This is a genomic window from Spirillospora albida, assembly GCF_000718255.1.
In the GTDB taxonomy this organism is placed as follows: Bacteria; Actinomycetota; Actinomycetes; order Streptosporangiales; family Streptosporangiaceae; genus Spirillospora; species Spirillospora albida.
In genome coordinates this window covers 68,393-88,003 of record NZ_JOFJ01000022.1, presented here as the reverse complement: position 1 = coordinate 88,003, position 19,611 = coordinate 68,393, and the positions used below count along the sequence as shown (strand labels likewise).

Annotated in this window: 20 protein-coding genes and 1 pseudogene; 14 read left to right on the top strand and 7 right to left on the bottom strand. The window is 71.9% G+C overall.

Annotated elements, in window-relative coordinates; translation table 11 throughout:
* Window positions 1-241: 241 nt before the first annotated feature.
* From IE99_RS0124850 to IE99_RS0124840, 3 genes are all read left to right on the top strand, one after another.
* Window positions 242-1,042 carry a helix-turn-helix domain-containing protein gene (locus tag IE99_RS0124850; protein ID WP_157610481.1) on the top strand — a complete coding sequence of 267 codons (801 nt, stop codon included), beginning with the start codon at window positions 242-244 and terminating at the stop codon, window positions 1,040-1,042.
* On the top strand, window positions 1,033-1,221 hold the full coding sequence (locus IE99_RS0124845; RefSeq protein ID WP_030175669.1) for a DUF397 domain-containing protein: 189 nt from the start codon (window positions 1,033-1,035) through the stop codon (window positions 1,219-1,221). The genes IE99_RS0124850 and IE99_RS0124845 overlap by 10 nt, the downstream gene beginning before the upstream one ends.
* A 143-nt stretch (window positions 1,222-1,364) precedes the next feature.
* On the top strand, window positions 1,365-1,838 hold the full coding sequence (locus tag IE99_RS0124840; RefSeq protein WP_030175665.1) for a carboxymuconolactone decarboxylase family protein: 474 nt from the start codon (window positions 1,365-1,367) through the stop codon (window positions 1,836-1,838).
* A gap of 44 nt (window positions 1,839-1,882) precedes the next feature.
* On the opposite strand, the gene IE99_RS0124835 is transcribed toward IE99_RS0124840, so the two are convergent.
* The 3 genes from IE99_RS0124835 to IE99_RS32485 all read right to left on the bottom strand — a co-directional run bounded on the left by IE99_RS0124835 (window position 1,883) and on the right by IE99_RS32485 (window position 3,699).
* Window positions 1,883-3,004 (bottom strand): zinc-dependent alcohol dehydrogenase family protein, encoded by a 1,122-nt coding sequence (locus IE99_RS0124835; protein ID WP_030175662.1) that lies wholly within the window; start codon window positions 3,002-3,004, stop codon window positions 1,883-1,885.
* A complete protein-coding gene (locus tag IE99_RS0124830; RefSeq protein WP_030175659.1) occupies window positions 3,001-3,417 on the bottom strand; it encodes an acyl-CoA thioesterase in 417 nt (138 codons plus the stop codon). Before IE99_RS0124830 ends, IE99_RS0124835 begins: the two co-directional genes overlap by 4 nt.
* 129 nt (window positions 3,418-3,546) lie before the next feature.
* Window positions 3,547-3,699: a hypothetical protein gene (locus tag IE99_RS32485; RefSeq protein WP_169744478.1), complete on the bottom strand. Its 153-nt coding sequence runs from the start codon at window positions 3,697-3,699 to the stop codon at window positions 3,547-3,549.
* A gap of 325 nt (window positions 3,700-4,024) precedes the next feature.
* Between IE99_RS32485 and IE99_RS0124820 the strand changes: the two genes are divergently transcribed.
* The 5 genes from IE99_RS0124820 to IE99_RS0124800 all read left to right on the top strand — a co-directional run bounded on the left by IE99_RS0124820 (window position 4,025) and on the right by IE99_RS0124800 (window position 8,725).
* Window positions 4,025-4,672 (top strand): MFS transporter, encoded by a 648-nt coding sequence (locus IE99_RS0124820; protein ID WP_157610480.1) that lies wholly within the window; start codon window positions 4,025-4,027, stop codon window positions 4,670-4,672.
* 70 nt (window positions 4,673-4,742) lie between these two features.
* Window positions 4,743-5,435, top strand: coding sequence for a YcnI family copper-binding membrane protein (locus IE99_RS0124815; protein ID WP_169744477.1), 693 nt, complete (start codon window positions 4,743-4,745; stop codon window positions 5,433-5,435).
* Complete coding sequence (locus IE99_RS0124810; protein ID WP_030175651.1) at window positions 5,432-5,974, top strand: copper resistance CopC family protein; 543 nt, start codon at window positions 5,432-5,434, stop codon at window positions 5,972-5,974. Before IE99_RS0124815 ends, IE99_RS0124810 begins: the two co-directional genes overlap by 4 nt.
* Before the next feature lie 119 nt (window positions 5,975-6,093).
* Window positions 6,094-6,870 carry a group II truncated hemoglobin gene (locus tag IE99_RS0124805; protein WP_030175648.1) on the top strand — a complete coding sequence of 259 codons (777 nt, stop codon included), beginning with the start codon at window positions 6,094-6,096 and terminating at the stop codon, window positions 6,868-6,870.
* Between the two features lie 172 nt (window positions 6,871-7,042).
* Window positions 7,043-8,725 carry an AMP-binding protein gene (locus tag IE99_RS0124800; RefSeq protein ID WP_030175645.1) on the top strand — a complete coding sequence of 561 codons (1,683 nt, stop codon included), beginning with the start codon at window positions 7,043-7,045 and terminating at the stop codon, window positions 8,723-8,725.
* Between the two features lie 7 nt (window positions 8,726-8,732).
* Here the strand turns inward: IE99_RS0124800 and IE99_RS0124795 are convergent, their stop codons facing one another.
* Together IE99_RS0124795 and IE99_RS0124790 are read right to left on the bottom strand one after the other, a co-directional pair.
* Window positions 8,733-9,974, bottom strand: coding sequence for an amino acid deaminase (locus IE99_RS0124795; protein ID WP_030175642.1), 1,242 nt, complete (start codon window positions 9,972-9,974; stop codon window positions 8,733-8,735).
* Window positions 9,971-10,723: an ABC transporter permease gene (locus IE99_RS0124790; protein ID WP_030175640.1), complete on the bottom strand. Its 753-nt coding sequence runs from the start codon at window positions 10,721-10,723 to the stop codon at window positions 9,971-9,973. The genes IE99_RS0124795 and IE99_RS0124790 overlap by 4 nt, the downstream gene beginning before the upstream one ends.
* A gap of 100 nt (window positions 10,724-10,823) precedes the next feature.
* Here IE99_RS0124790 and IE99_RS0124785 point away from each other — a divergent pair, with 100 nt between their 5' ends.
* The 4 genes from IE99_RS0124785 to IE99_RS0124770 all read left to right on the top strand — a co-directional run bounded on the left by IE99_RS0124785 (window position 10,824) and on the right by IE99_RS0124770 (window position 14,453).
* Window positions 10,824-11,660, top strand: a complete 837-nt coding sequence (locus tag IE99_RS0124785) for a polysaccharide deacetylase family protein (RefSeq protein WP_245623332.1) — start codon at window positions 10,824-10,826, stop codon at window positions 11,658-11,660.
* Window positions 11,661-11,801: 141 nt separating this feature from the next.
* A complete protein-coding gene (locus IE99_RS0124780) occupies window positions 11,802-13,100 on the top strand; it encodes a sensor histidine kinase (protein WP_030175633.1) in 1,299 nt (432 codons plus the stop codon).
* Window positions 13,064-13,708, top strand: coding sequence for a LuxR C-terminal-related transcriptional regulator (locus tag IE99_RS0124775; RefSeq protein WP_030175630.1), 645 nt, complete (start codon window positions 13,064-13,066; stop codon window positions 13,706-13,708). Before IE99_RS0124780 ends, IE99_RS0124775 begins: the two co-directional genes overlap by 37 nt.
* Before the next feature lie 103 nt (window positions 13,709-13,811).
* Window positions 13,812-14,453 (top strand): sensor domain-containing protein, encoded by a 642-nt coding sequence (locus IE99_RS0124770; protein ID WP_157610479.1) that lies wholly within the window; start codon window positions 13,812-13,814, stop codon window positions 14,451-14,453.
* Window positions 14,454-14,500: 47 nt separating this feature from the next.
* Here IE99_RS0124770 and IE99_RS0124765 read toward each other — a convergent pair whose 3' ends face one another.
* Window positions 14,501-15,271, bottom strand: a complete 771-nt coding sequence (locus tag IE99_RS0124765; protein WP_030175624.1) for an enoyl-CoA hydratase/isomerase family protein — start codon at window positions 15,269-15,271, stop codon at window positions 14,501-14,503.
* A gap of 186 nt (window positions 15,272-15,457) precedes the next feature.
* On the opposite strand from IE99_RS0124765, the gene IE99_RS0124760 reads away from it, so the two are divergent.
* Both IE99_RS0124760 and rho read left to right on the top strand, forming a co-directional pair.
* Window positions 15,458-16,249 carry a hypothetical protein gene (locus IE99_RS0124760; protein WP_030175621.1) on the top strand — a complete coding sequence of 264 codons (792 nt, stop codon included), beginning with the start codon at window positions 15,458-15,460 and terminating at the stop codon, window positions 16,247-16,249.
* Window positions 16,250-16,697: 448 nt separating this feature from the next.
* Window positions 16,698-17,846: pseudogene (rho, locus tag IE99_RS0124755) on the top strand (transcription termination factor Rho); the annotation flags it as partial.
* Window positions 17,847-17,998: 152 nt separating this feature from the next.
* Here the strand turns inward: rho and IE99_RS0124750 are convergent.
* Window positions 17,999-19,579: an acyl-CoA synthetase gene (locus IE99_RS0124750; RefSeq protein ID WP_030175615.1), complete on the bottom strand. Its 1,581-nt coding sequence runs from the start codon at window positions 19,577-19,579 to the stop codon at window positions 17,999-18,001.
* Between the last annotated feature and the right edge of the window lie 32 nt (window positions 19,580-19,611).

The following is a 19,611-nucleotide window of genomic DNA, read 5'->3' as shown; positions in this document are numbered from 1 at the left end:
GTCCACCTCCCACTGACCGGTCACCAACCGGACGAACCGCCGCACCTCCGCGACGACCTTGAGGTCCTGTTTCACCACCATCTCGTTGTGCGCCGCCTCGCCCATGACCTCTCCTTACCGTCTGTGGCGAACTCCATACATTCAGCCACTCCCGGGGCTAGCTTTTGCGTGCAGGTCCAAAGCGGCTCGCAACAGCAAGGAGATGGATGTGGGCGCAAGTTACCGACGGAGGTAAGTGATCATGGCTGCACGGCGTCAACGCCTAACCGAGTCCCCCGCGCTCGTGGCGTTCGGCCGCCAGATGCGACGAATGCGGGAGGCCAAGGGCGTCAAGCAGGAGACGATCGCCCACCTGGCGAAGGTGAGCGCGGCCCAGGTGAGCCGCATCGAGAGCGGAAAGAAGCGCGCCACTCGCGCCTTCGTGGAACTCGTGGACGACTACCTCGAGGCGGGCGGGGCTCTTCTCAACCTGTGGGAGGACCTCAACAAGGACGGGCACCCCGTACCGATCTGGTTCGACTGGCCCCAGACCGAATCGGAAGCCCTCGAGCTCGTCACCTGGCAGCACACGATCTTCCCTGGGCTGCTCCAGACCCCGGCGTACGCACGCGCCTTCCTCAGTTCGGAGGAAGTTGTGGAAGCGCGGATGTCGCGCCAGAGCATCCTCACCCGCGAGGACGCGCGACCTACGGCGCTCGTCGCCCTCCTCAGCGAAATGGTGTTCGACTACCTGGTGCTCTCGCCTGAGGTGATGCATGAGCAGATCACTCACCTGATCACTCTCAGTGAGCTTCCCAATATCACCATCCAGATCGTCCGGAACAATGGACGTCCGGCGGGCACGGGTGGCGCCTTCGTGGTGGCTACCATGGAAGACCGGAGCGAGGTCGCGTATATCGAGACGACGGTACGGGGCATCACGAGCGACAACCCCGCGGACCTCGCCGAACTCTCCGAAACGCTCAGGGAGTTGCGGGCGAGAGCACTTCCAGAAGACATGTCCCTGGAGAAGATGAGAAAGGCTTTGGAGAAATGGACCTGAGCGACGCCACCTGGCGCAAGGCGAGCCGCAGCGGTGAGAACGGCGGAGACTGCGTTGAGCTGGCGGGGGTCCCCGGCGCGGTGGCGGTGCGGGACAGCAAGGACCCGGACGGCCCCGTCCTCCTTCTGACCCGCACGGCCCTGCGCGCCGCCGTGATGGCGGCCACCACCGCCCGCTGATTCCGGCAGCCCCGCCCTGTCTGGCGGGTCGGCTCGTCCCGGTCCTTCGTCCGGGAGACGCAGCTCACATCTGACCGTGTCACATTCCGGCGGACCGCGGGGTCCTAGGGGTGTACGTACCGACCACGGCAGAGGAGCGCATCATGGAAGCTCGAGTGAACGCCTTCGGCAACGCCACCGCGGCCAAGGTCGTCCAGCACCTCGTCTCGGCGAACACGGCCATCAAGGGTTCGGGGCTGCCCGCCGCGACGCAGGAGCTCGTGAAGATCCGGGCGAGCCAGATCAACGGCTGCGGATTCTGCACCGACATGCACACCAAGGACGCCGCCGCGGCCGGTGAGACCTCGGTGCGCCTCCACCTGGTGGCGGCGTGGCGGGAGGCCACGGTGTTCACCGAGGCCGAGCGCGCCGCGCTGGAGCTGGCGGAGCAGGGCACCCGCATCGCGGACGCGGCGGGCGGCGTCCCGGACGAGGTGTGGGCGAACGCCGCGAAGCACTACGACGAGGACCAGCTCGTCGCGCTGGCGTCGCTCATCGCCGTCATCAACGCCTTCAACCGGCTGAACGTGATCGTCCAGATGCCCGCCGGTGACTACCAGCCCGGTCAGTTCGGATAGGCGGCATCGTCGCGGCCCCGGTTCTCCGGGGCCGCGTCTGCTTTTCAGAAGGTGATGATCTGGCGGATGGCCTCGCCGGTGTGGAGGCGGTCGAAGGCTCCGTTGATGTCGTCCAGCTTCAAATGATCGGAGAGCAGGGCGTCCACGGGGAGCGTGCCTGCTCGGTACATGTCGATGAAGCGGGGGACGTCCCGGCGGGGGACGCAGGAGCCCAGGTAGCTGCCCCTCAGCGTCTTCTCCTCGGCCACCAGGGACAGGGCGGGGATGCTGAGGGGTGTTCCCGGGGCCGGGAGCCCGACCGTGACCGTGGTGCCGCCTGCCCTGGTGGCCGCGTAGGCCTGTTCCAGGACGGGGACCACGCCCGTGGTGTCGATGACCTTTTCCGGGCCGCCGTTGGTGATGTCCTTGATCTGGTCCACCGCGTCGGGGCCGCCGGGGACGGTATGGGTCGCGCCCAGGGATTCGGCCAGGGCTCGCTTGTGGTCCACGACGTCCACGGCTATGAGGGTGGACGCGCCGGCCGCCTTCGCGGCAAGGAGGGCCGCCAGGCCCACGCCGCCCAGGCCGAAGACGGCGACGGTGTCGCCCGGGGTGATCGCGGCGCTGTAGAGGGCCGCGCCGGCGCCCGTGAGGACCGCGCAGCCGAAGAGGGCCGCTATGTCGGACGGGAGGTCCCTGTCGACCTTCACCGCCGAGCGCGACGAGATGACCGTGTACTCGGAGAAGGCGGAGACGCCGAGGTGGTGGTTGGGGCGGGTGCCGTCCGGGGCGACGAAGCGCTTGGCGCCGCTGAGGAGGGTGCCCGCGCCGTTCGCGGCGGCGCCGGGGCCGCAGAGGGCGGGGCGCCCGCCGACGCAGCGGTCGCAGTGGCCGCAGGCCGGGACGAAGGCGAGGACCACGTGGTCGCCCACCTCGAACTCGGTGCCCTCACCGGTCTCCACCACCTCGCCCGCCGCCTCGTGGCCGAGGGCCATGGGGAGGGGGCGGACGCGGGAGCCGTTGATGACCGACAGGTCGGAATGGCAGAGGCCGGCCGCCTTGATCCTCACCAGGAGTTCGCCGGGGCCGGGGGGCTCCAGGTCGAGTTCCTGGATCTCGAGGGGGCGGCTGTCCGCGTAAGGGGTCTCCCGGCCGGACTCGACCAGGACGGCGGTTCTCGTCCTCATGCGACCGTCAGCTTCTGCATTTCGGACCGGACGGGGTCGACGATCTCCGTGGGGCGGCGGGTCCCGCGGTCGACGAAGACGTGCACGAAATGGCCTTCGGCGATGAGGGTCTCATCGGACGCGCGGACCATTCCGACCTCCCAGCGGACGCTGGAGCGGCCCAATTTCCCGACGCGCAGCCCCACGCGAATGGTGTCGGGAAATGAGACCTCGGCCTTGTACTGGCAGTGCGACTCGACGCACATCGCGATGGAGTCGCCGTTACGGGGATCGAAACCCGCCGTCCGGATCATCCATTCGTTGATCACGGTGTCCATGAGGGAGTAGTGGACGACGTTGTTCACGTGACCGTAGACGTCGTTGTCCTTCCACCGCGTGGGGACGTTCTCCCAGTATTTGTAGTCGCTCGTCACGGACGCAGTTTACTTACCTGCGGGTAGGGCGGCTGCTACCGGGGCGAACGGTGGGGCCGGGCACAGCCGGGCCGCCGGAGCGGTGTGGCGGTGACCACCCGCCCCCCGGGCGGGGGGCGGGTGCACCGGTCAGTGGCGGCGGCCACCGCGGAACCTGGCGAGCAGGCCGCGGACTTTCGCCTGGGTACGGGGGTCGCGGGCGTAGCGCTGGGCGCGTGCGCGGGTCTTCTGGCCCTGGGGACTGCGGGAGAACCGCTTGATGCGGTCGACGAGCGAAGGCATGGTGTTTCCTCCTCATGGGGTCAACGAACGTCATGCCCCGAAAGTTCGGAAGGACTCGTCACCGCGGGGTCCCATGAAGGTGAATTCGGCCTCGTCCGGCGTCCGGGCGGCCTGGCCCGTCATTTCGTCGAAGAGTTCCGTTTCTTCGGCGCGGATGTCCCGAAGACCGAGAACGCGAAATCCGTGTACTTCCCGCTCAGCCCCTGCCGGGAAGCCCGGGGTCGCCCCCTTGCGACGCCCCCGCCGCGGACGGCGGGGGCGTTCCAGCACGGGATTGAACCCTACATGTAGCCGCGGAACTCCGCGCAACCCCAAGATGTAGGGCGTGTCCGAGGGGCGGCTGCGGGTCCGCCGGTCGGGGTGGCACGATGGGAGCGCCATGACCCCGTACCCGCCCCCTCCGCACGCGGCCCGGCTGCGCGCCGCGCGCTCGGTGGTGTTCACCGCCGTGTGCGTGGTGCTGGCCGCCGTCGGCCACACGGCCGCGTCGCACGGCGCCGTCCCGGCGTGGGCGATGCTCGCGGGGTTCGGCACGGTGCTCGGCGTCTGCCATCTGCTGGCGGGCCACGAGCGGTCACTCTGGACGATCATGGGCGGCATGCTCGGCGGGCAGTTCGCGCTGCACACGCTGTTCGCGGGGGCCGCCGAGCCCGCCCCGCACCACATGACCGGCGCGGTCGCGGCCCCGGAGCACGCCCCGTCCGGTACCGGCATGACGTTCGCGCACGTGGCCGCCGCCGTGGTCGCGGCGTGGTGGCTGCGGCGCGGGGAGCGCGCCACCTGGGCGCTGGCGCGGCGGGTGGCCGACCGGCCGATCCGGTTGCTGCCGGCCCCGATCATCGTTGAACCCGCCGCGCCGCCTGCCCGTGCGAGTTTCGAACCCGTTGCGGTTCCGATCGTCGGACGCGTGCTCCGGCACCAGGTCGTCCGCCGTGGTCCCCCGTCCCGTTCGAGGACGCTCGCCACCGTCTGAGGCGCGAGCGTCGTGCGTCACCGCCGGTCCGCCCGGCGTTTTCCCCGTACGACTCGAACGGAGTTTCCTCATGTCCTTCATGGCGCATGCCCGCAGACTGGGCGCCGTCACCGCCATCGCCGCGCTGCTGCCCGTCACCGTCCTCACCGGTTCGGCGTCCGCGCACGTCACCGCCAATCCCCGCACCGCCGAGCAGGGCGGGTACACCAAGGTGTCGTTCCGCGTCCCGAACGAGCGGGACGGCGCGGGCACCACGAAGGTCCGGATCGACCTGCCGCCGCAGAACCCGATCGCGCACGTGTCCGTGCGCCCGGTGCCGGGCTGGACCGTGAAGGTCGAGAAGGCGAAGCTGCCGGCGCCCGTCAAGACCGACGGCGGCGAGCTCACCGAGGCCGTCTCCCGGATCACGTGGAGCGGCGGCGAGATCGAGCCGGGCCAGTTCCAGGAGTTCGACGTGTCGCTCGGCCCGCTGCCCGCCGTCGACCGTCTCCTGTTCAAGGCGGAGCAGACCTACTCGGGCGGTGAGGTCGTCCGCTGGGACCAGGACCCCGGCGACGGCGAGGACGAACCCGAACACCCGGCGCCCGTTCTGCAGCTGGTCCCGAAGCAGGCCGAGAACCTGTCCGCAGCCCTGGCCCCGGACGACGATGACGACGATGACGAGACCGGACGCGTCATCGGCGCCCTCGGCATCGTCGGCGGCGTCCTCGGCGTCGTGATCGGCTCGGTCGGCATCGCGCGCTCCCGCCGGAGCAGGGCATGAAGCGCCTGGTCACGGCCCTCGCCATCGCCTGGACGGTGATCGCGCTGACCGCGGCGCCGGCCTCGGCGCACACCGCGCTGAAGTCGTCCGACCCCGCGAAGGGGGCCACGGTCGAGGCGCCGTCGGAGATCGTGCTGACCTACACCGACGCGGTGATGCTGCCGAAGGTCGCGCTGACCGACGCGTCCGGCAAGGTGCGGAGCGCCGGTGCACCGCGCGCGGTGGACGACAAGGTCGTTCTCCCGGTCACCGCGCCGCTCCCCGCCGGGGTCTACACCGTGGGCTGGCGGGTCGTATCGGCGGACGGGCATCCGGTGGCGGGCAGCTTCCGCTTCACCGTGAAGGCGTCGGAGAGCACGGCGGGGAGCCCGCCCTCAACCGGCGCCGCTCCGACAAGCGCGGCCCCGAGCGCGCCGGCGCCGACCGCGGCGCCCGCCGATTCCGGCGGTTCGTCCGGGTGGCTCTGGATCGGGCTCATCGCGGCCGGCATCGCGGCCGTCGCGGGAGCGGTCGCGCTTCTGCGGCGCAGGAGCGGCTGACGACGCGTCCGAGGGGCCCACCGCCGGGCGGTGGGCCCCTTTTTCGTCCCGGCGAAACGATCACATGGCGACGATTACAGAGTTACATTGATTACCCACACTCACTGGGGGTAGGTCGCATGATCGTCGAGTATGTCCGGTACCGCGTCGACCCCGCCAGGGCCGCCGAGTTCGAGGACGCCTACGCGCGGGCCGCCGCCTCCCTCGGCGCCGCCCCCGAATGCGTCGACTACGAACTCGCCCACTGCACCGAGGACCCCGCGTTCTACACACTGAGGATCCGCTGGACCTCCGCCGAGGCCCACCTCGAGGGATTCCGGCGCGGCCCGCACTTCCCCGCCTTCTTCGCCGCCATCAAGCCCTACGTCTCCGACATCGAGGAGATGCGCCACTACGAGGTGACGGACGTTCACGGAAACGGCGCGTCCGTCCCCACCCTGTACGAATGGGCGGGCGGCGCGGAGGCGTTCGAACGGCTCACCGAGGTGTTCTACGCGCAGGTCCTGAAGGACGAGCTGATCGGCCCGCTGTTCGCCGGCATGGACCCCGGCCACCCCCGCCACGTCGCGCAGTGGCTCGGCGAGGTGTTCGGCGGCCCGAGCGACTACAGCACCGAACGCGGCGGCTATCCCCGCATGATCGGACGGCATCTCGGCCGGGCCATCACCGAACCGCAGCGCCGCCGGTGGGTGAGCCTCCTCATGGACGCCGCCGACGAGGTCGGCCTCCCGGACGACCCCGAATTCCGCGCCGCGTTCGCGTCCTACATCGAATGGGGCACCCGCCTCGCCCACGGCAATTCCCAGCCCGGCGCGAAGCCGCCGCTCACCGCTCCGATGCCGCACTGGGGCTGGGGCGTCGCACCGCCGTACGTCCCCGCTTCCGCGAAGGGATAGGCGCCCTCGTCCACCCGGCGGCCGCACTGCCGGAAACGCGGCGATGAGTGCGCGGATCGCGGGAGTGGGGACGGCGGGGACGGGGGAGGACTATCCCCGTTCGGGGACGTCGCGCGTCACCCCCGGTGGCCGGCGTCCTCGTGACCATGTCCTTTGGCGGTGAGGAGAGGCCATGCCGGCAGTCGAGTTCCGCGGGGCGCGGGATTTCCTGCTCGCGAACAGGGAGGACTACCCGGGCGCGTACGAGAAGTTCCGGTGGCCGGTGCTGACCGGTTTCAACTGGGCGCTGGACTGGTTCGACCAGATCGCGGAAGAGAACGACGCTCCGGCCCTGTGGATCGTGGAGGAGGACGGGTCGGAGGCACGGTACTCGTTCGCCGATATGGCGCGGCGGTCGAACCAGGTCGCGAACCGGCTGCGCGCGGCGGGGGTCCGGAAGGGGGACCGGATCATCCTGATGCTCGGCAATCAGGTCGAGCTGTGGGAGACGGTCCTCGCCGCGATGAAACTGGGCGCGGTGCTGATCCCGTGCACGCCGCTGCTCGGCTCGGCGGATCTGCGGGACCGCATCAAACGCGGGCACGCCAAGCACGTCATCGCGTGTTCCGCCGACGCCTCGAAATTCGACGGACTGGACGGCGAGTTCACGCGCGTCTCCGTCGGCGAACCCGTCGACGGATGGGAGCGGTTCGAGGACGCCCGCGACGCCGAGGAGAAGTTCACGCCCTACGGCATGACGATGTCGCGGGACACGCTGCTGCTGTACTTCACGTCCGGGACGACGGCGAATCCGAAGCTGGTGGAGCACACGCACGCGTCGTATCCGGTCGGGCACCTGTCGACGATGTACTGGCTCGGCCTGCGACCGGGGGACGTGCATCTGAACATCTCGTCCCCGGGCTGGGCGAAGCACGCGTGGAGCAATGTGTTCGCGCCGTGGAACGCCGAGGCGTGCGTGTTCATCTTCAATTACACGCGCTTCGACGCCGACCGCCTCCTGGACGTGATGGAGCGCTGCGGCGTGACGAGTTTCTGCGCGCCGCCGACGGTGTGGCGGATGCTGATCCAGGCCGATCTGGGGCGGCTGACCGCACCGCCGCGCGAGGTCGTCGCGGCCGGAGAGCCGCTGAATCCCGAGGTGATCGAGCGGGTCAGGGACGCGTGGGGCCGGACCATCCGGGACGGGTTCGGGCAGACCGAGACGACCGTCCAGATCGCGAACACGCCCGGCCAGCCGGTCAAGCCGGGCTCCATGGGACGCCCCGTGCCCGGTTACGCGGTCGCGCTCATCGATCCCCTGACGGGGGAGCCGGGCGACGAGGGGGAGATCTGCCTGGAGCTCGAGGAGCGGCCGCTCGGCCTGATGAAGGGCTACCACGGGGACGACGACCGCACCGACGAGGCGATGGCGGACGGGTACTACCACACCGGCGACATCGGTTCCCGCGACGCCGACGGCTACATCACCTACATCGGGCGCGCCGACGACGTGTTCAAGGCGTCCGACTACAAGATCTCGCCGTTCGAGCTGGAGAGCGTCCTGATCGAGCACCCGGCGGTCGCGGAGGCGGCGGTCGTCCCGTCGCCGGACCCGGTGCGGCTGGCGGTGCCGAAGGCGTACGTGACGCTCGCGCAGGGCTGGCCGGCGGACGCCGAGACGGCGAAGGCGGTCTTCGCGCACTGCCGGGGGCGCCTGTCGCCGTACAAGCGGGTGCGGCTGCTGGAGTTCGCCTCGCTGCCGAAAACGGTCTCGGGCAAGATCCGGCGCGTCGAGCTGCGGGAGAGCGAGATCGTGAAGCACCCCGGGGCGGACGACCGCCCCGAGGGCGAGTTCCGCGAGGAGGACCTGCGCTGACGCCGTCTCAGAAGAACGTGCGGACGTAGTCGACCACCGTCGGCTCCTGCGCGTCGGCGTCGTCCACGACGGGGATGAGCGTCCACTTGTCGAGCGCCGTGCACGGGTGCGAGAGACCGAGCCGGACGACGTCCCCCACCTCGACGGCCGCGCCGGTGAGGAAGGCGTGCTGGTCGTTGAGCTCGGTGATCCGGCCCCCGGGCGGTTCTTCCCCTCCCCGGACGCGCTGCGGCTCGGGCAGGCCGGAGTCGAACGGCAGGTCGCGGCGGCCGGCGTCCAGGAGGGCGAGCCCGGGTTCGGGACGCGACAGGACGCGCGCCCACCCGTGCATCGCCGACCGCAGCGGCCTGCCCGCGCCGGTCCGGGCGAACGGGGAGATGTCCCGGTAGAAGCCGTCGTCGTGGACGAGATACGACCCCGCCCGCAGCACCGCGCGTCCCGGCGCGCCGCCGAGGATTTCCGCGACCTGGTCGACGTAGGAGCTTCCGCCCGCCGTGACGATCGGCTCGTCGGTCTCGTAGTCGAGTCTCCCGTGCAGGTCGGCGAGCCGGCGCAGGTAGGCGTCCACACTCCGGAGGGACTCACCGGACGCGTCGTGCGCGAGCGCGCCCTCGTAGCCGCCGATCCCGGCGAGCCGCAGCGTGGGCGCCTTCCGGACGGCGTCGGCCACGTCGAGGGCGTCGCCGTCGTCGCGGATCCCCGTCCGGGCGTGCGGCCCGCCGAGCTCGACGCAGACGTGGACCGGACGCTGCGTCCTGGCGGCCCGTAGCGCGTCGTCCATCAGCGCCACCCCGCGCAGGGAGTCGACGAAGCAGAAGAACTCGAAGCCCGGGTCGACCTCGAGTTCCGAGCCGAGCCAGGCGAGCCCGGCCGGGTCGAGCAGTTCGTTCGCCAGCAGCACCCGCCGGACGCCGAACGCGCGCGCCACCCGCAGCTGGGGCAGGTTCGCGAGCGTGATCGCCCACGCGCCCGCGCCGAGCTGCGCCCGCCACAGCGCGGGCGCCATCGTCGTCTTGCCGTGCGGGGCGAGCGAGAGGCCGGCGTCGCGCGTCCAGGACGCCATCGTGCGGAGGTTGTGGGCGAGGGCGCCCGCGTCGAGGGTGAGCAGCGGCGTCCCGAAGGCGGCGAGGGACAGCCGGGCGGCCGACGCCTCGGCGACCGTCAGCCCCTGCGCGGACGCGGGTATCGCCTTGTACCGCCAGTCGAGCCGCTCCCCCGCCAGGGCGTCCACGGCCGCGTCGTCGATCATTCGGTTCTCCTCGTCAGTCGTCCGGTGGCGACCAGTTCCAGGGTGATGAGCACCGCGATCGACTCGATGGCGAGCAGCCCGATCAGGACGAGCAGCTGCGTCGCTCCCGCCTCCACGGGGTCGGCGCCGCCGAGCAGCACGCCGACGAACGCGCCGGGCAGGGTGACGAGCCCGACCGTCCGGGTCTGGTCGAGGACGGGGAAGAGCGCGAGCGCGGCGGCCGGGCGGCACAGCTCCAGCGCGGCGTCGCGGGGCGGCAGCCCGAGCGCGAGGCCGCCCTCGTACTCGCCACGCCGGGCCGTCAGCTCCTCCAGCGAGCGGTGCCCGGTGAGGCCGGTGGCGGACATGGCGCCGCCGATGAAGATCCCGGCGATCGGCAGCACCGCGACGGTCCGGTGCGGCACGAGCCCGGTCGCCATCAGCAGCGCCAGCACGGGCGCGACCCCGGCGACGATGGGCAGCGCCGTCCACCACCCGTTCCCGCGCGACGACCCGGTGACGCGGTGCCCGGCCGTGCCGACCGCGACGACGACCATGCCCGCGATGAACAGGGCCGTCCAGCCGGCGTGCCGCAGCACCGCCGCGATGATCAGCGATACGGCCGCCAGCTGCGCCCCCGCCCGGACGGACGCGACCATCAGGTCGCGGCCGGCGCCGATCCCGCCGAGCCGGGCGAGTAGCGCGGCGGCGGCGGCGAGCGCCCCCAGGACGAGCGCCAGCGCGGGCCCCACCGCCGGTGCCGCACTCATGCCGCCGCCCCCCTCTCGCCGGTGATCTGCCCAATTCAACCCAACGTGATCCGGAAGGCCGCTCCTCGGGCTGGAAAACCCCGATACCGTGGGACTTGTGGTGGATGATGCGGCAAGCGGGACGTCCCGCCGCAAAGCGCTCTATTTGATGGGGGCCGCCGCGGCCGGTCTGGCCGCGCTCGGCGCGGACGGCGTGCCCGCGGCGCGCGGCTCGCAGGCGGCGCCGCCGCCCGCCGTGCCGCGCCCGCGCGCGGTGATCCATCCGAAGCCGACCCCGACGCCCACGCCGAAGCCGCGCCCGGCCGCGTGGACGCCGGCGAAGCTGACGACGGTGAAGCCGGAGCCGATCCGCGAGCTGACGGAGCTGGTGCCCCCGCCGCCCGCGAACGCGATCGCGCTGACCATCGACGACGGCCCGAGCCCCCTGTGGACGCCCCGCGTCCTGGACCTCCTGGCCAAGGAGGACGTCAAGGCGACGTTCTTCATCATCGGCGAGCAGGTCGAGGAGTACCCGAGGCTCACCCGCCGCATCGCGGACGAGGGCCACCAGATCTGCAACCACACGATGACGCACCCGATCGACATCGCGCACCTGTCGAAGAAGAAGGTGCGCCAGGAGATCGTGGACGCGCACGACCGCATCGCGAACGTGACGGGCGTGGTGCCGCAGTTCTTCCGCGCGCCGGGCGGCAACTGGTCGGAGCGGGTCCTCGACCTGGTCACCGAGCACGACATGATCCCGGTCGACTGGGCGGTCGACCCGCGCGACTGGGAACGTCCGGGCGTCGGCCGCATCCGCAGGTCGCTGCTGGACGGCAAGGCCGGAAACATCCTGCTCTGCCACGACGGCGGCGGCGACCGCTCGCAGACGCTGAAGGCGCTGGAGGGTGTCATCCCCAAGATGAAGAAGCGCGGTCTCGCCTTCGTGGCCCTCTGACGGCGGGCCCACCGGCGAGGGTGTACCTGGGTGCACCCCCGGTCCGGGGTCCGGGCGCACTGTGCCGCCGGGGTCGCGCCTGAAGACTGGACACCGTACGGCAGGCGAGGTACGGAGGAACCGGTGAACGGTGTGGCGACGATGGAAGAGACACGGATCCAGCGGCATCTGCGGGCACCGCAGCGCGGCTTCGGCCTCATGGTGCTCGGCATCCCGGCGATGATCGCGGGGTTCTGGTTCGTCTCGGTCCTGTCCATGATCACGGGCTTGCTGGGCATCGTCCTGTTCCCGAGCGCGGTGAAGTGGCTGCGCCGTGAACTGGACGGGCACCGCGCCAGGGTGGCCCGGTGGACGGGCGTCGAGATCGAGCGCCCGTACCTGCCGGACCCGGAGCGCGAGCCCGGGTTCTCCGGCGAGGTGAAGTGGTTCGGGGCGCGGCTCAGCGACCCCGCCACCTGGCGGGACGCCCTGTGGGCGATCCTCGATCCGATCGTGGTGATGTTCACCGGGGCGCTGGCGTTCTGGCTCGTCCTGAACGGCCTGTGGGGGTACTGCCTCGCCGCGTTCGCCGGCGACCTCATCGCGGACGCCGGCGGCACCACCTGGTACGCGGCCGTCCCCGTCGACGCCGGTTACGGCGAGGGCATCATGCCGAGGAGCGCGACCCTCGTCATCGCGACCCTGAGCCTCGCCGCCGGGTTCATGGTCGGGCCGAAGGCGCTGGACGCCTACGGGCGGTGGACGCGGACGCTGCTCGGCCCGACGGAGAAGTCGCGGCTCGCGCTGCGCGTCCGGCACCTCACCGAGACGCGGTCGGAGGCCGTGGACGCCTCCGCCGCCGAGCTGCGGCGCATCGAGCGCGACCTGCACGACGGCGCGCAGGCCCGGCTGGTCGCGATGGGCATGACCCTCGGCGCGATCGAGCACCTCCTCGAGAAGGACCCGGCGAAGGCGAGGCTGCTGCTGGCCGAGACGCGGGAGGCGTCCGCGAAGGCGCTGCACGAGCTGCGCGACCTGGTGCGGGGCATCCATCCGCCGGTGCTGGCCGACCGGGGCGTCGCGGACGCCGTGCGGGCGCTCGCGCTCGACCACCCGCTGGACGTCGAGGTCACCGCCGACCTGCCGGGCCGTCCCGACGCTCCGGTCGAGTCGGCCGCCTACTTCGCGGTATCGGAACTCCTCGCGAACGCCTCGAAGCACGCGGAGGCGGACCGCGTCTGGATCGACCTGCGGCACGAGCACGGCATGCTCCGGATCACCGTGACCGACGACGGGCACGGCGGCGCGTCCCTGGACGGCGGGACGGGGCTGCGCGGCCTGGAGCGCCGGATCGCTACATTCGACGGGGTCCTCGCCCTCAACTCCCCCGCGGGCGGCCCGACCATCGTCACCCTGGAGCTGCCGTGCGCGTTGTCCTCGCCGAAGACCTCGCTCTCCTGAGGGAGGGCCTGGTCAGCCTGCTGGAGGCGCACGGCCTCACGATCGCGGCGGCCGTCGACAACGGCCCGGCGCTGCTGAAGGCGCTGCTCGACCACCGCCCGGACGTGGCGGTGGTCGACGTGCGCCTGCCGCCGTCCTTCACCGACGAGGGGCTGCAGGCGGCGCTGGCGGCGCGCCGCGAGGTCCCCGGGCTGCCGGTGCTGGTGCTGTCGCAGTACGTGGAGCAGCTGTACGCGCGGGAGCTGCTCGCCGACGGCGGCGGCGGCATCGGCTACCTGCTGAAGGACCGGGTGTTCGACGCCGCCCAGTTCGTCGACGCGGTGCGCCGCGTCGCGGGCGGCGGCACCGCCATGGACCCGGAGGTCATCTCCCGGCTCGTCGCGCGCGGCGCCCGGGACGAGCCGCTCGGGCGGCTCACGCCGCGCGAGCGGGAGGTGCTGGAGCTGATGGCGCAGGGTCGATCCAACGCGTCGATCGCGCAGCGGCTCGTCGTCACCGAGCGGGCCGTCACGAAGCACACCGCGAACATCTTCATGAAGCTGGACCTGCCGGTCACGGCAGACGGGAACCGGCGCGTGCTGGCCGTCCTGGCGTACCTGAACCGCTGAGGGTGGACTTATCTCCACCCCCGCCGGGGGTCTCGGGCCACTGTGGCGGACGGCGGGCGCCGGAAGACTCGTTCCCGTAAGCGAACGAGCTACGGAGGATCCCGTGAACGGTGGAGTGGCGGTCGTGGAGACCAGGTACGAGCAGCACGTGAGGACGCCGATGCGGGGCTTCGCACTGGTGCTCCTGTCGATTCCCACGCTGATCGCAGAGATCGTGTTCGTCACGGTGCTGTCGCTGTTCGGCGCACTGATCGGGGTGGCGCTGTTCCCGGCCGCCACGAAGGCGCTGCGCGGGCTGCTCGACGTGCACCGCGACCTGGTGGGCCGCTGGACGGGCGTCCCGATCGAGCGCCCGTACCGGCCCGCGCCGGCCGCCGCGCCCGGCGCGAAGGGCCTGGCCACCCGGGTCACCGCGCCGCTGAAGGACCCGGCCACCTGGCGCGACCAGGCGTGGGCCCTGGCCAACCCGATCGTCGCGACGTTCACCGGCGCGCTGGCGTTCTGGGCGGTCGTGTACGGGCTGTGGGGGTACATCCTGGCCGCGTTCGCCGGACGGGTCATCGTCGATCTCGGCGGCACCGACTGGTACGCGTGGGTGCGGGTCGACGAGGGCTACGCGGCGGACCCGTCCCGGCTCGGCACCACGCTCGCCATCGCTACGGGCTTCCTCGCGTTCGGGTTCCTCGCCGGGCCGAAGATGATGGACGCCTACGGACGCTGGACCCGGACGATGCTGGGCCGCTGACCCGATTCCACGACCACCGCCCGCCCCGGGCGGTGGTCGGTCGTTTCTCAGTTCCCTGCTGGACCGGTCCACGTGAAGGCGGGCGCACGCCGCTCGAGGAACGCGGCGATGCCCTCCGCCGCCTCGTCCCCGGACTCCTTCCGCCAGTGGGCGAGGCGTTCGGCGAACGGCTCCCGCGCCGTGATCGCGTCCACGAGGTCCTTCGTCGCGCACTGCGTCAGCAGCGAGCGGGCCGCGAGCGTCGCCGTGAACTCCGCGACGCGCGCCCGCAGGCCGTCACCGTCGACGACCTCGTCCAGCAGGCCGATGCGGAGGGCGTGCGGCGCGCCGACCAGATCGCCGGAGAACAGCAGGTACTTCGCGGCGGACGGCCCGACCAGCCGGACGAGCCGTTCCGTCGCGGCCCCCGGGTACACGATGCCGAGCCGCGCCGGGGTGATGCCGAACCGCGCGTCCGCCGCGGCGAACCGCAGGTCGCAGGCCGCGGCGAGCTGGCAGCCCCCGCCCACGCAGAACCCCTCGATCGCCGCGAGCGTCGGCTTCGGGAACGCCGCCAGCGCCCGTTCCGCGGCCACCGACAGGTGCGACTCGTCATCGCGGTGGATGTCGTGCAGCTCGGAGATGTCCGCACCCGCGCAGAAATGGCCGCCCGCGCCCGTCAGGACCACCACCCTGACCCCGGCGTCGGCGGCGAGACCGTCCAGCAGGCCGGGAAGCGCCCGCCACATGTCCGCCGACATCGCGTTGCGCTTCTCCGGGCGGTCGATCGTGATGGTGCCGACGCCGTCGGCGACCTCGCAGTGCAGCCCGGCGGCCATGTTCCCCCTCGGGTCGGTCGATTCCGGGTCATCGTATGCAGGGCGTTCCGGACGGGCGACGGCGAGGTCCGGCGGACGGCCGCACCCGGTTCCCGGCCGGATCCGGCCGCCCGGAACCGTCCGGATGATCTAGGAGTCATATGTGGCCGTAAGCGTCATTTCCGCGACCCGAGGGGATCCACCGCCATGGCCGACCGGCTCCTGTTCACGCGACTCCTGGCCGGGGCGGGGGCCGCCGGGATCGCCGTCGCCCTGACCGGCTGCGGCTCCGCGAGCAGCGGATCCGACGCGTGGTCCCCTCCGTCCGGCGGCTCCTCCGGATCCGAGCACACCGCCGATCCCGACCCCGAGCACGAGTCCGCGAACTGGGAGATGACCTGCGAGGATCCCAGTGCCGACCTCACCGGCGCCGGCCGCGCTCCGATCGCCGCGGACCTCACGCTCGTCGCGTGGGAGCGCGAGGGCCCCGGCGGGAAGGTCGCGTTCACCACCGTCGGTCCCGCGAAGGGCGATGTCACCTACACGACGCTGATCCGGCAGTCCGGCGCGACGGCGCGCGTCGAGGCGCGGCTGAAGCGCGGCACGTGGCGCGTCACCAGCTCCGGCGGCACCCTCAAGGTCAAGCCCGAGGTGGACGGGACGACCGTCGTCCTCGACCTGCCCCGGCGCCTGCCCGCCGGCGGCGGCACGGCCGACCTGACGAAGACCGTCCAGGTCGCCGCGGAGACCAGGGCCGAGTCCGGTGGCGAGGTCTACCGGGACGAGGAGTGCCACACCCCCGAGGACGGGGTCTCCCCGACCCCCACGCGCACGCGGACGAAGAAGAGCGGGCCGGTGTTCGTCTCCTGGCCCACCCCCAAGCCCTCGCCCACCCGGACGAGCCGCACCTCCGGCGCCAAGCCGTCGTCCGGCGCGAAAACCGGATCGGGCACCCGCTCCGGCTCGCGCTCGGGCTCCCGCTCCGGGGGGCGCCGCTGACCGGCCCGTCCCGCGGGCCGTGCCGAGCGTGCCGGTCGGGAACATCCCGGCCGTCCGGGGATCGCGAAACCGGTCACAGGTGTTGTACTGTCGTAAGCAGCGTCTTCGCCATCCGCCGACCGCGGAGAGGACGTCTCGTTTCCCCGCCCGGGCCATCTGAGCGCCCGGTGATCCCCGGTCCGGCCGGCGCAGTCCAGCGTCCCGGACCGCCGCCGCACAAGGGAGCCGACGTCAGCCCGGTGGACCGAGCTGCTCATTCCTCGCATTCCTCTCGCGCATCCGGCCGCGGACACCGCCGCCGTACGCGAGAACCGACTCCAGGCCGCGCGGCCGCCCCGCGCCCGCCTGAGAAGGGTCCTCGATGACGACCACCACCGAACACCCCACCGCCCGGGGCGCCGCGCGCACCCCGGCGCACACCGGCGCGCACACCGCCGTGCCCGCCGCCCGCCGGGGCGGCCAGCGCCGGCCCGAGGCCGCCGCCGACGCCCCGCCCGTCCCGTTCCACGGCGTCCTCGACGTCCAGGACAAGCACGCGTTCGTCCGGACGTCCGGGTACCTCCCCGGCCCCGACGACGTCCACGTCTCCCTCACCCAGGTCAAGGCGCACCACCTGCGGTCGGGCGACACCGTCTCCGGGACGGCCCGCCCGCCGAAGTCCGGCCGCGACAAGTTCGCCGCGCTCGCCCACCTCGACACCGTGAACGGGCTGCCGCCCGCCCAGGCCGCGAACCGGCCCGAGTTCGCGAAGCTGACCCCCCTGTACCCGCAGGAGCGGCTCCGCCTCGACACCGGCGCGCTCGCGACCCGCGTCATCGACCTCGTCGCGCCGATCGGCAAGGGGCAGCGCGGGCTGATCGTGTCGCCGCCGAAGGTCGGCAAGACGATGGTCCTGCAGGCCCTCGCGAGCGCCATCAGCGCGAACAACCCCGACGTCCACCTCATGGTCGTGCTCATCGACGAGCGGCCCGAGGAGGTCACCGACATGCAGCGGTCCGTCCACGGCGAGGTGATCCACTCGACGTTCGACCGGCCCGCGCAGGAGCACACCGCGCTCGCCGAGCTCGCCATCGAGCGTGCCAAGCGGCTCGTCGAGCAGGGCCACGACGTGGTCATGCTGCTCGACTCGATCACCCGGCTCGGCCGCGCCTACAACCTCGCCGCGCCCTCCAGCAGCCGGATCCTCGCCGGCGGCGTCGCGACGACCGCGCTGTACCCGCCGAAGAAGTTCTTCGGCGCCGCGCGCAACATCGAGAACGGCGGGTCCCTCACCATCCTCGCGACCGCGCTCGTCGAGACGAACTCCCGGATGGACGAGGTGTTCTTCGAGGAGTACAAGGGCACCGGCAACATGGAGCTGAAGCTCGACCGGGGCCTCGCCGACCGCCGTGTGTTCCCCGCCGTCGACATCGAGGCGTCCGGCACCCGCCGCGAGGAGCTGCTCATGTCGGCGGACGAGCTCGAGCTGGTCTGGCGCCTGCGGCGCGCCCTCCAGGGCATGGAGCGGCAGCAGGCCATCGAGCAGCTGCTGGAGAAGATGAAGGGCACCTCGTCCAACGCCGAGTTCCTGCTCCGGCTGCGGCAGACGACCGCCTGACCGGCTCCTCTCGGGGGGCGGACGAGCGGAGATCCCCGCTCGCGCGTCCCGAGCACGCCCCGGCGGCGACCGAGAATTCTCGACCACCGCCGGGGACGCACAAGAGAACGGCTATCCGCGAATGCGAACGCCCCGATTCCCGTGCGGAACGCTCAGACTCCGAGAACCGACTTCGCCCACTTGTAGTCGGATTTGCCGACCGCGGTCCGCTGGACCTCGTCCACGAAATGGATCTGGCGCGGCAGTTTGTACCCGGCGAGGCGGCCCCGGCAGTGCTCGGTCAGGTCCTCCAGGGTGAGCGTCGCGCCGGGACGCGGTGCGACGACCGCCGCGACCCGCTGGCCGAACATCTCGTCCGGCAGGCCCACCACGACCGCGTCGTACACGTCCGGGTGGTCCTTCAGCGCGACCTCGACCTCCTCCGGGTAGACCTTCTCGCCACCCGTGTTGATCATGAGCGAGCCGCGTCCGAGCAGCACGATCGTGCCGTCCTCGGCCAGGCTCGCGAAGTCGCCCGGCACCGACCAGCGAGTCCCGTCGGCGTCGGTGAAGAACGTCGACGCGGTCTTCGCCGGGTCGTTGTAGTAGCCCAGCGGGATGTGGCCGGTCCGTGCGAGCTTGCCGATCTCCCCGGCCCGGACGGGCTTCAGGTCGTCGTCCAGCACCGTGATCCCCGGCTTCATCATGAAGCGGGCGGTGCCCTCCGTCGCGCCGCCCACCGACGGCCCGCACGCGCCCGTCTCCGACGCGCCGTAGTTGTCGAGGAAGATCGCGTTAGGCAGGTGCTCCTTGAGGGCCTCCCGCGCGCCCTCCGTCAGGGGCGCGCCGCCCGACGCGATCGCGAACAGCGACGAGGTGTCGTACCCGCCCGCCGCGAGGGCCTTCGCGACCGGACGCGCCATCACGTCCCCGACCAGCATCAGGACGTTCGCCTGCTCCTCCGCGAGCAGCCGCAGCGCCTTGTCGGGGTCGAACGCGTGGTCGGTGTAGAGCACGACCTTCGCGCCGCTGAACAGGCCCATGAACGCGACCCACTGGCCGGCGCCGTGCATGACGGGCGCGCAGTCCAGCACCGCCATCGCCGGCTGCGCCGCGTTCTCCGCGAGGGCCTCCGGGCTGGTGATCGGGTCGCCGAGGACGTTGCCTCCGCCGAGCGCGCCGAAGAAGATGTCCTCGCAGCGCCACTCGACGCCCTTGGGGTACCCGGTCGTCCCGCCCGTGTACATGATGTAGCGGTCGTCGTTGGAGCGTTTCGGGAAGTCGTCGTCGGCACGGGCGGCGGCGAGGGCCTTCTCGTACTCGACGGCGCCCGGGATGTCGGCGTCCGACCCGTCCTCCAGGACCACGACGTGGCGGAGCTTCGGCAGGTCGGCGCGCACCTCCTCGACCTTCGCCAGCAGCGACCGCTCTCCCACGAGCGCCACCGAGTCGGAGTCGGACAGGACGTGCCGCAGCTCGCCCGCGACGTATCGGAAGTTCACCGGGATCGGCACGGCGCGGATCTTGAACGCGCCGAGCATCGTCTCGATCCACTCGGCCCGGTTGTAGGCGAGGATCGCGACGTGCTCGCCGGCCTCGACCCCGGCGGCCGCCAGATGGTGCCCGACCCGGCTCGCCCGCTCGTTCAGCTCCTTGTACGTCCGCCGCTCGTCCCCGGCCACGAGGGCCGGACGATCCGGGCCCGCCTCGGCCAGAATTTCGAGAAGGTCGGCCAGGTTATAGCTTCGCGCCATGCCACATCCTCGGTTCTCGGGGTGAGAGTGCC

Coding starts and splice junctions, on each gene's coding strand:
- IE99_RS0124850 (WP_157610481.1), top strand. CDS start 242: ATGGCTGCACGGCGTCAACGCCTAACCGAGTCCCCCGCGCTCGTGGCG.
- IE99_RS0124845 (WP_030175669.1), top strand. CDS start 1,033: ATGGACCTGAGCGACGCCACCTGGCGCAAGGCGAGCCGCAGCGGTGAG.
- IE99_RS0124840 (WP_030175665.1), top strand. CDS start 1,365: ATGGAAGCTCGAGTGAACGCCTTCGGCAACGCCACCGCGGCCAAGGTC.
- IE99_RS0124835 (WP_030175662.1), bottom strand. CDS start 3,004: ATGAGGACGAGAACCGCCGTCCTGGTCGAGTCCGGCCGGGAGACCCCT.
- IE99_RS32485 (WP_169744478.1), bottom strand. CDS start 3,699: ATGCCTTCGCTCGTCGACCGCATCAAGCGGTTCTCCCGCAGTCCCCAG.
- IE99_RS0124815 (WP_169744477.1), top strand. CDS start 4,743: ATGTCCTTCATGGCGCATGCCCGCAGACTGGGCGCCGTCACCGCCATC.
- IE99_RS0124810 (WP_030175651.1), top strand. CDS start 5,432: ATGAAGCGCCTGGTCACGGCCCTCGCCATCGCCTGGACGGTGATCGCG.
- IE99_RS0124805 (WP_030175648.1), top strand. CDS start 6,094: ATGATCGTCGAGTATGTCCGGTACCGCGTCGACCCCGCCAGGGCCGCC.
- IE99_RS0124800 (WP_030175645.1), top strand. CDS start 7,043: ATGCCGGCAGTCGAGTTCCGCGGGGCGCGGGATTTCCTGCTCGCGAAC.
- IE99_RS0124795 (WP_030175642.1), bottom strand. CDS start 9,974: ATGATCGACGACGCGGCCGTGGACGCCCTGGCGGGGGAGCGGCTCGAC.
- IE99_RS0124790 (WP_030175640.1), bottom strand. CDS start 10,723: ATGAGTGCGGCACCGGCGGTGGGGCCCGCGCTGGCGCTCGTCCTGGGG.
- IE99_RS0124780 (WP_030175633.1), top strand. CDS start 11,802: ATGGAAGAGACACGGATCCAGCGGCATCTGCGGGCACCGCAGCGCGGC.
- IE99_RS0124765 (WP_030175624.1), bottom strand. CDS start 15,271: ATGGCCGCCGGGCTGCACTGCGAGGTCGCCGACGGCGTCGGCACCATC.
- IE99_RS0124760 (WP_030175621.1), top strand. CDS start 15,458: ATGGCCGACCGGCTCCTGTTCACGCGACTCCTGGCCGGGGCGGGGGCC.
- IE99_RS0124750 (WP_030175615.1), bottom strand. CDS start 19,579: ATGGCGCGAAGCTATAACCTGGCCGACCTTCTCGAAATTCTGGCCGAG.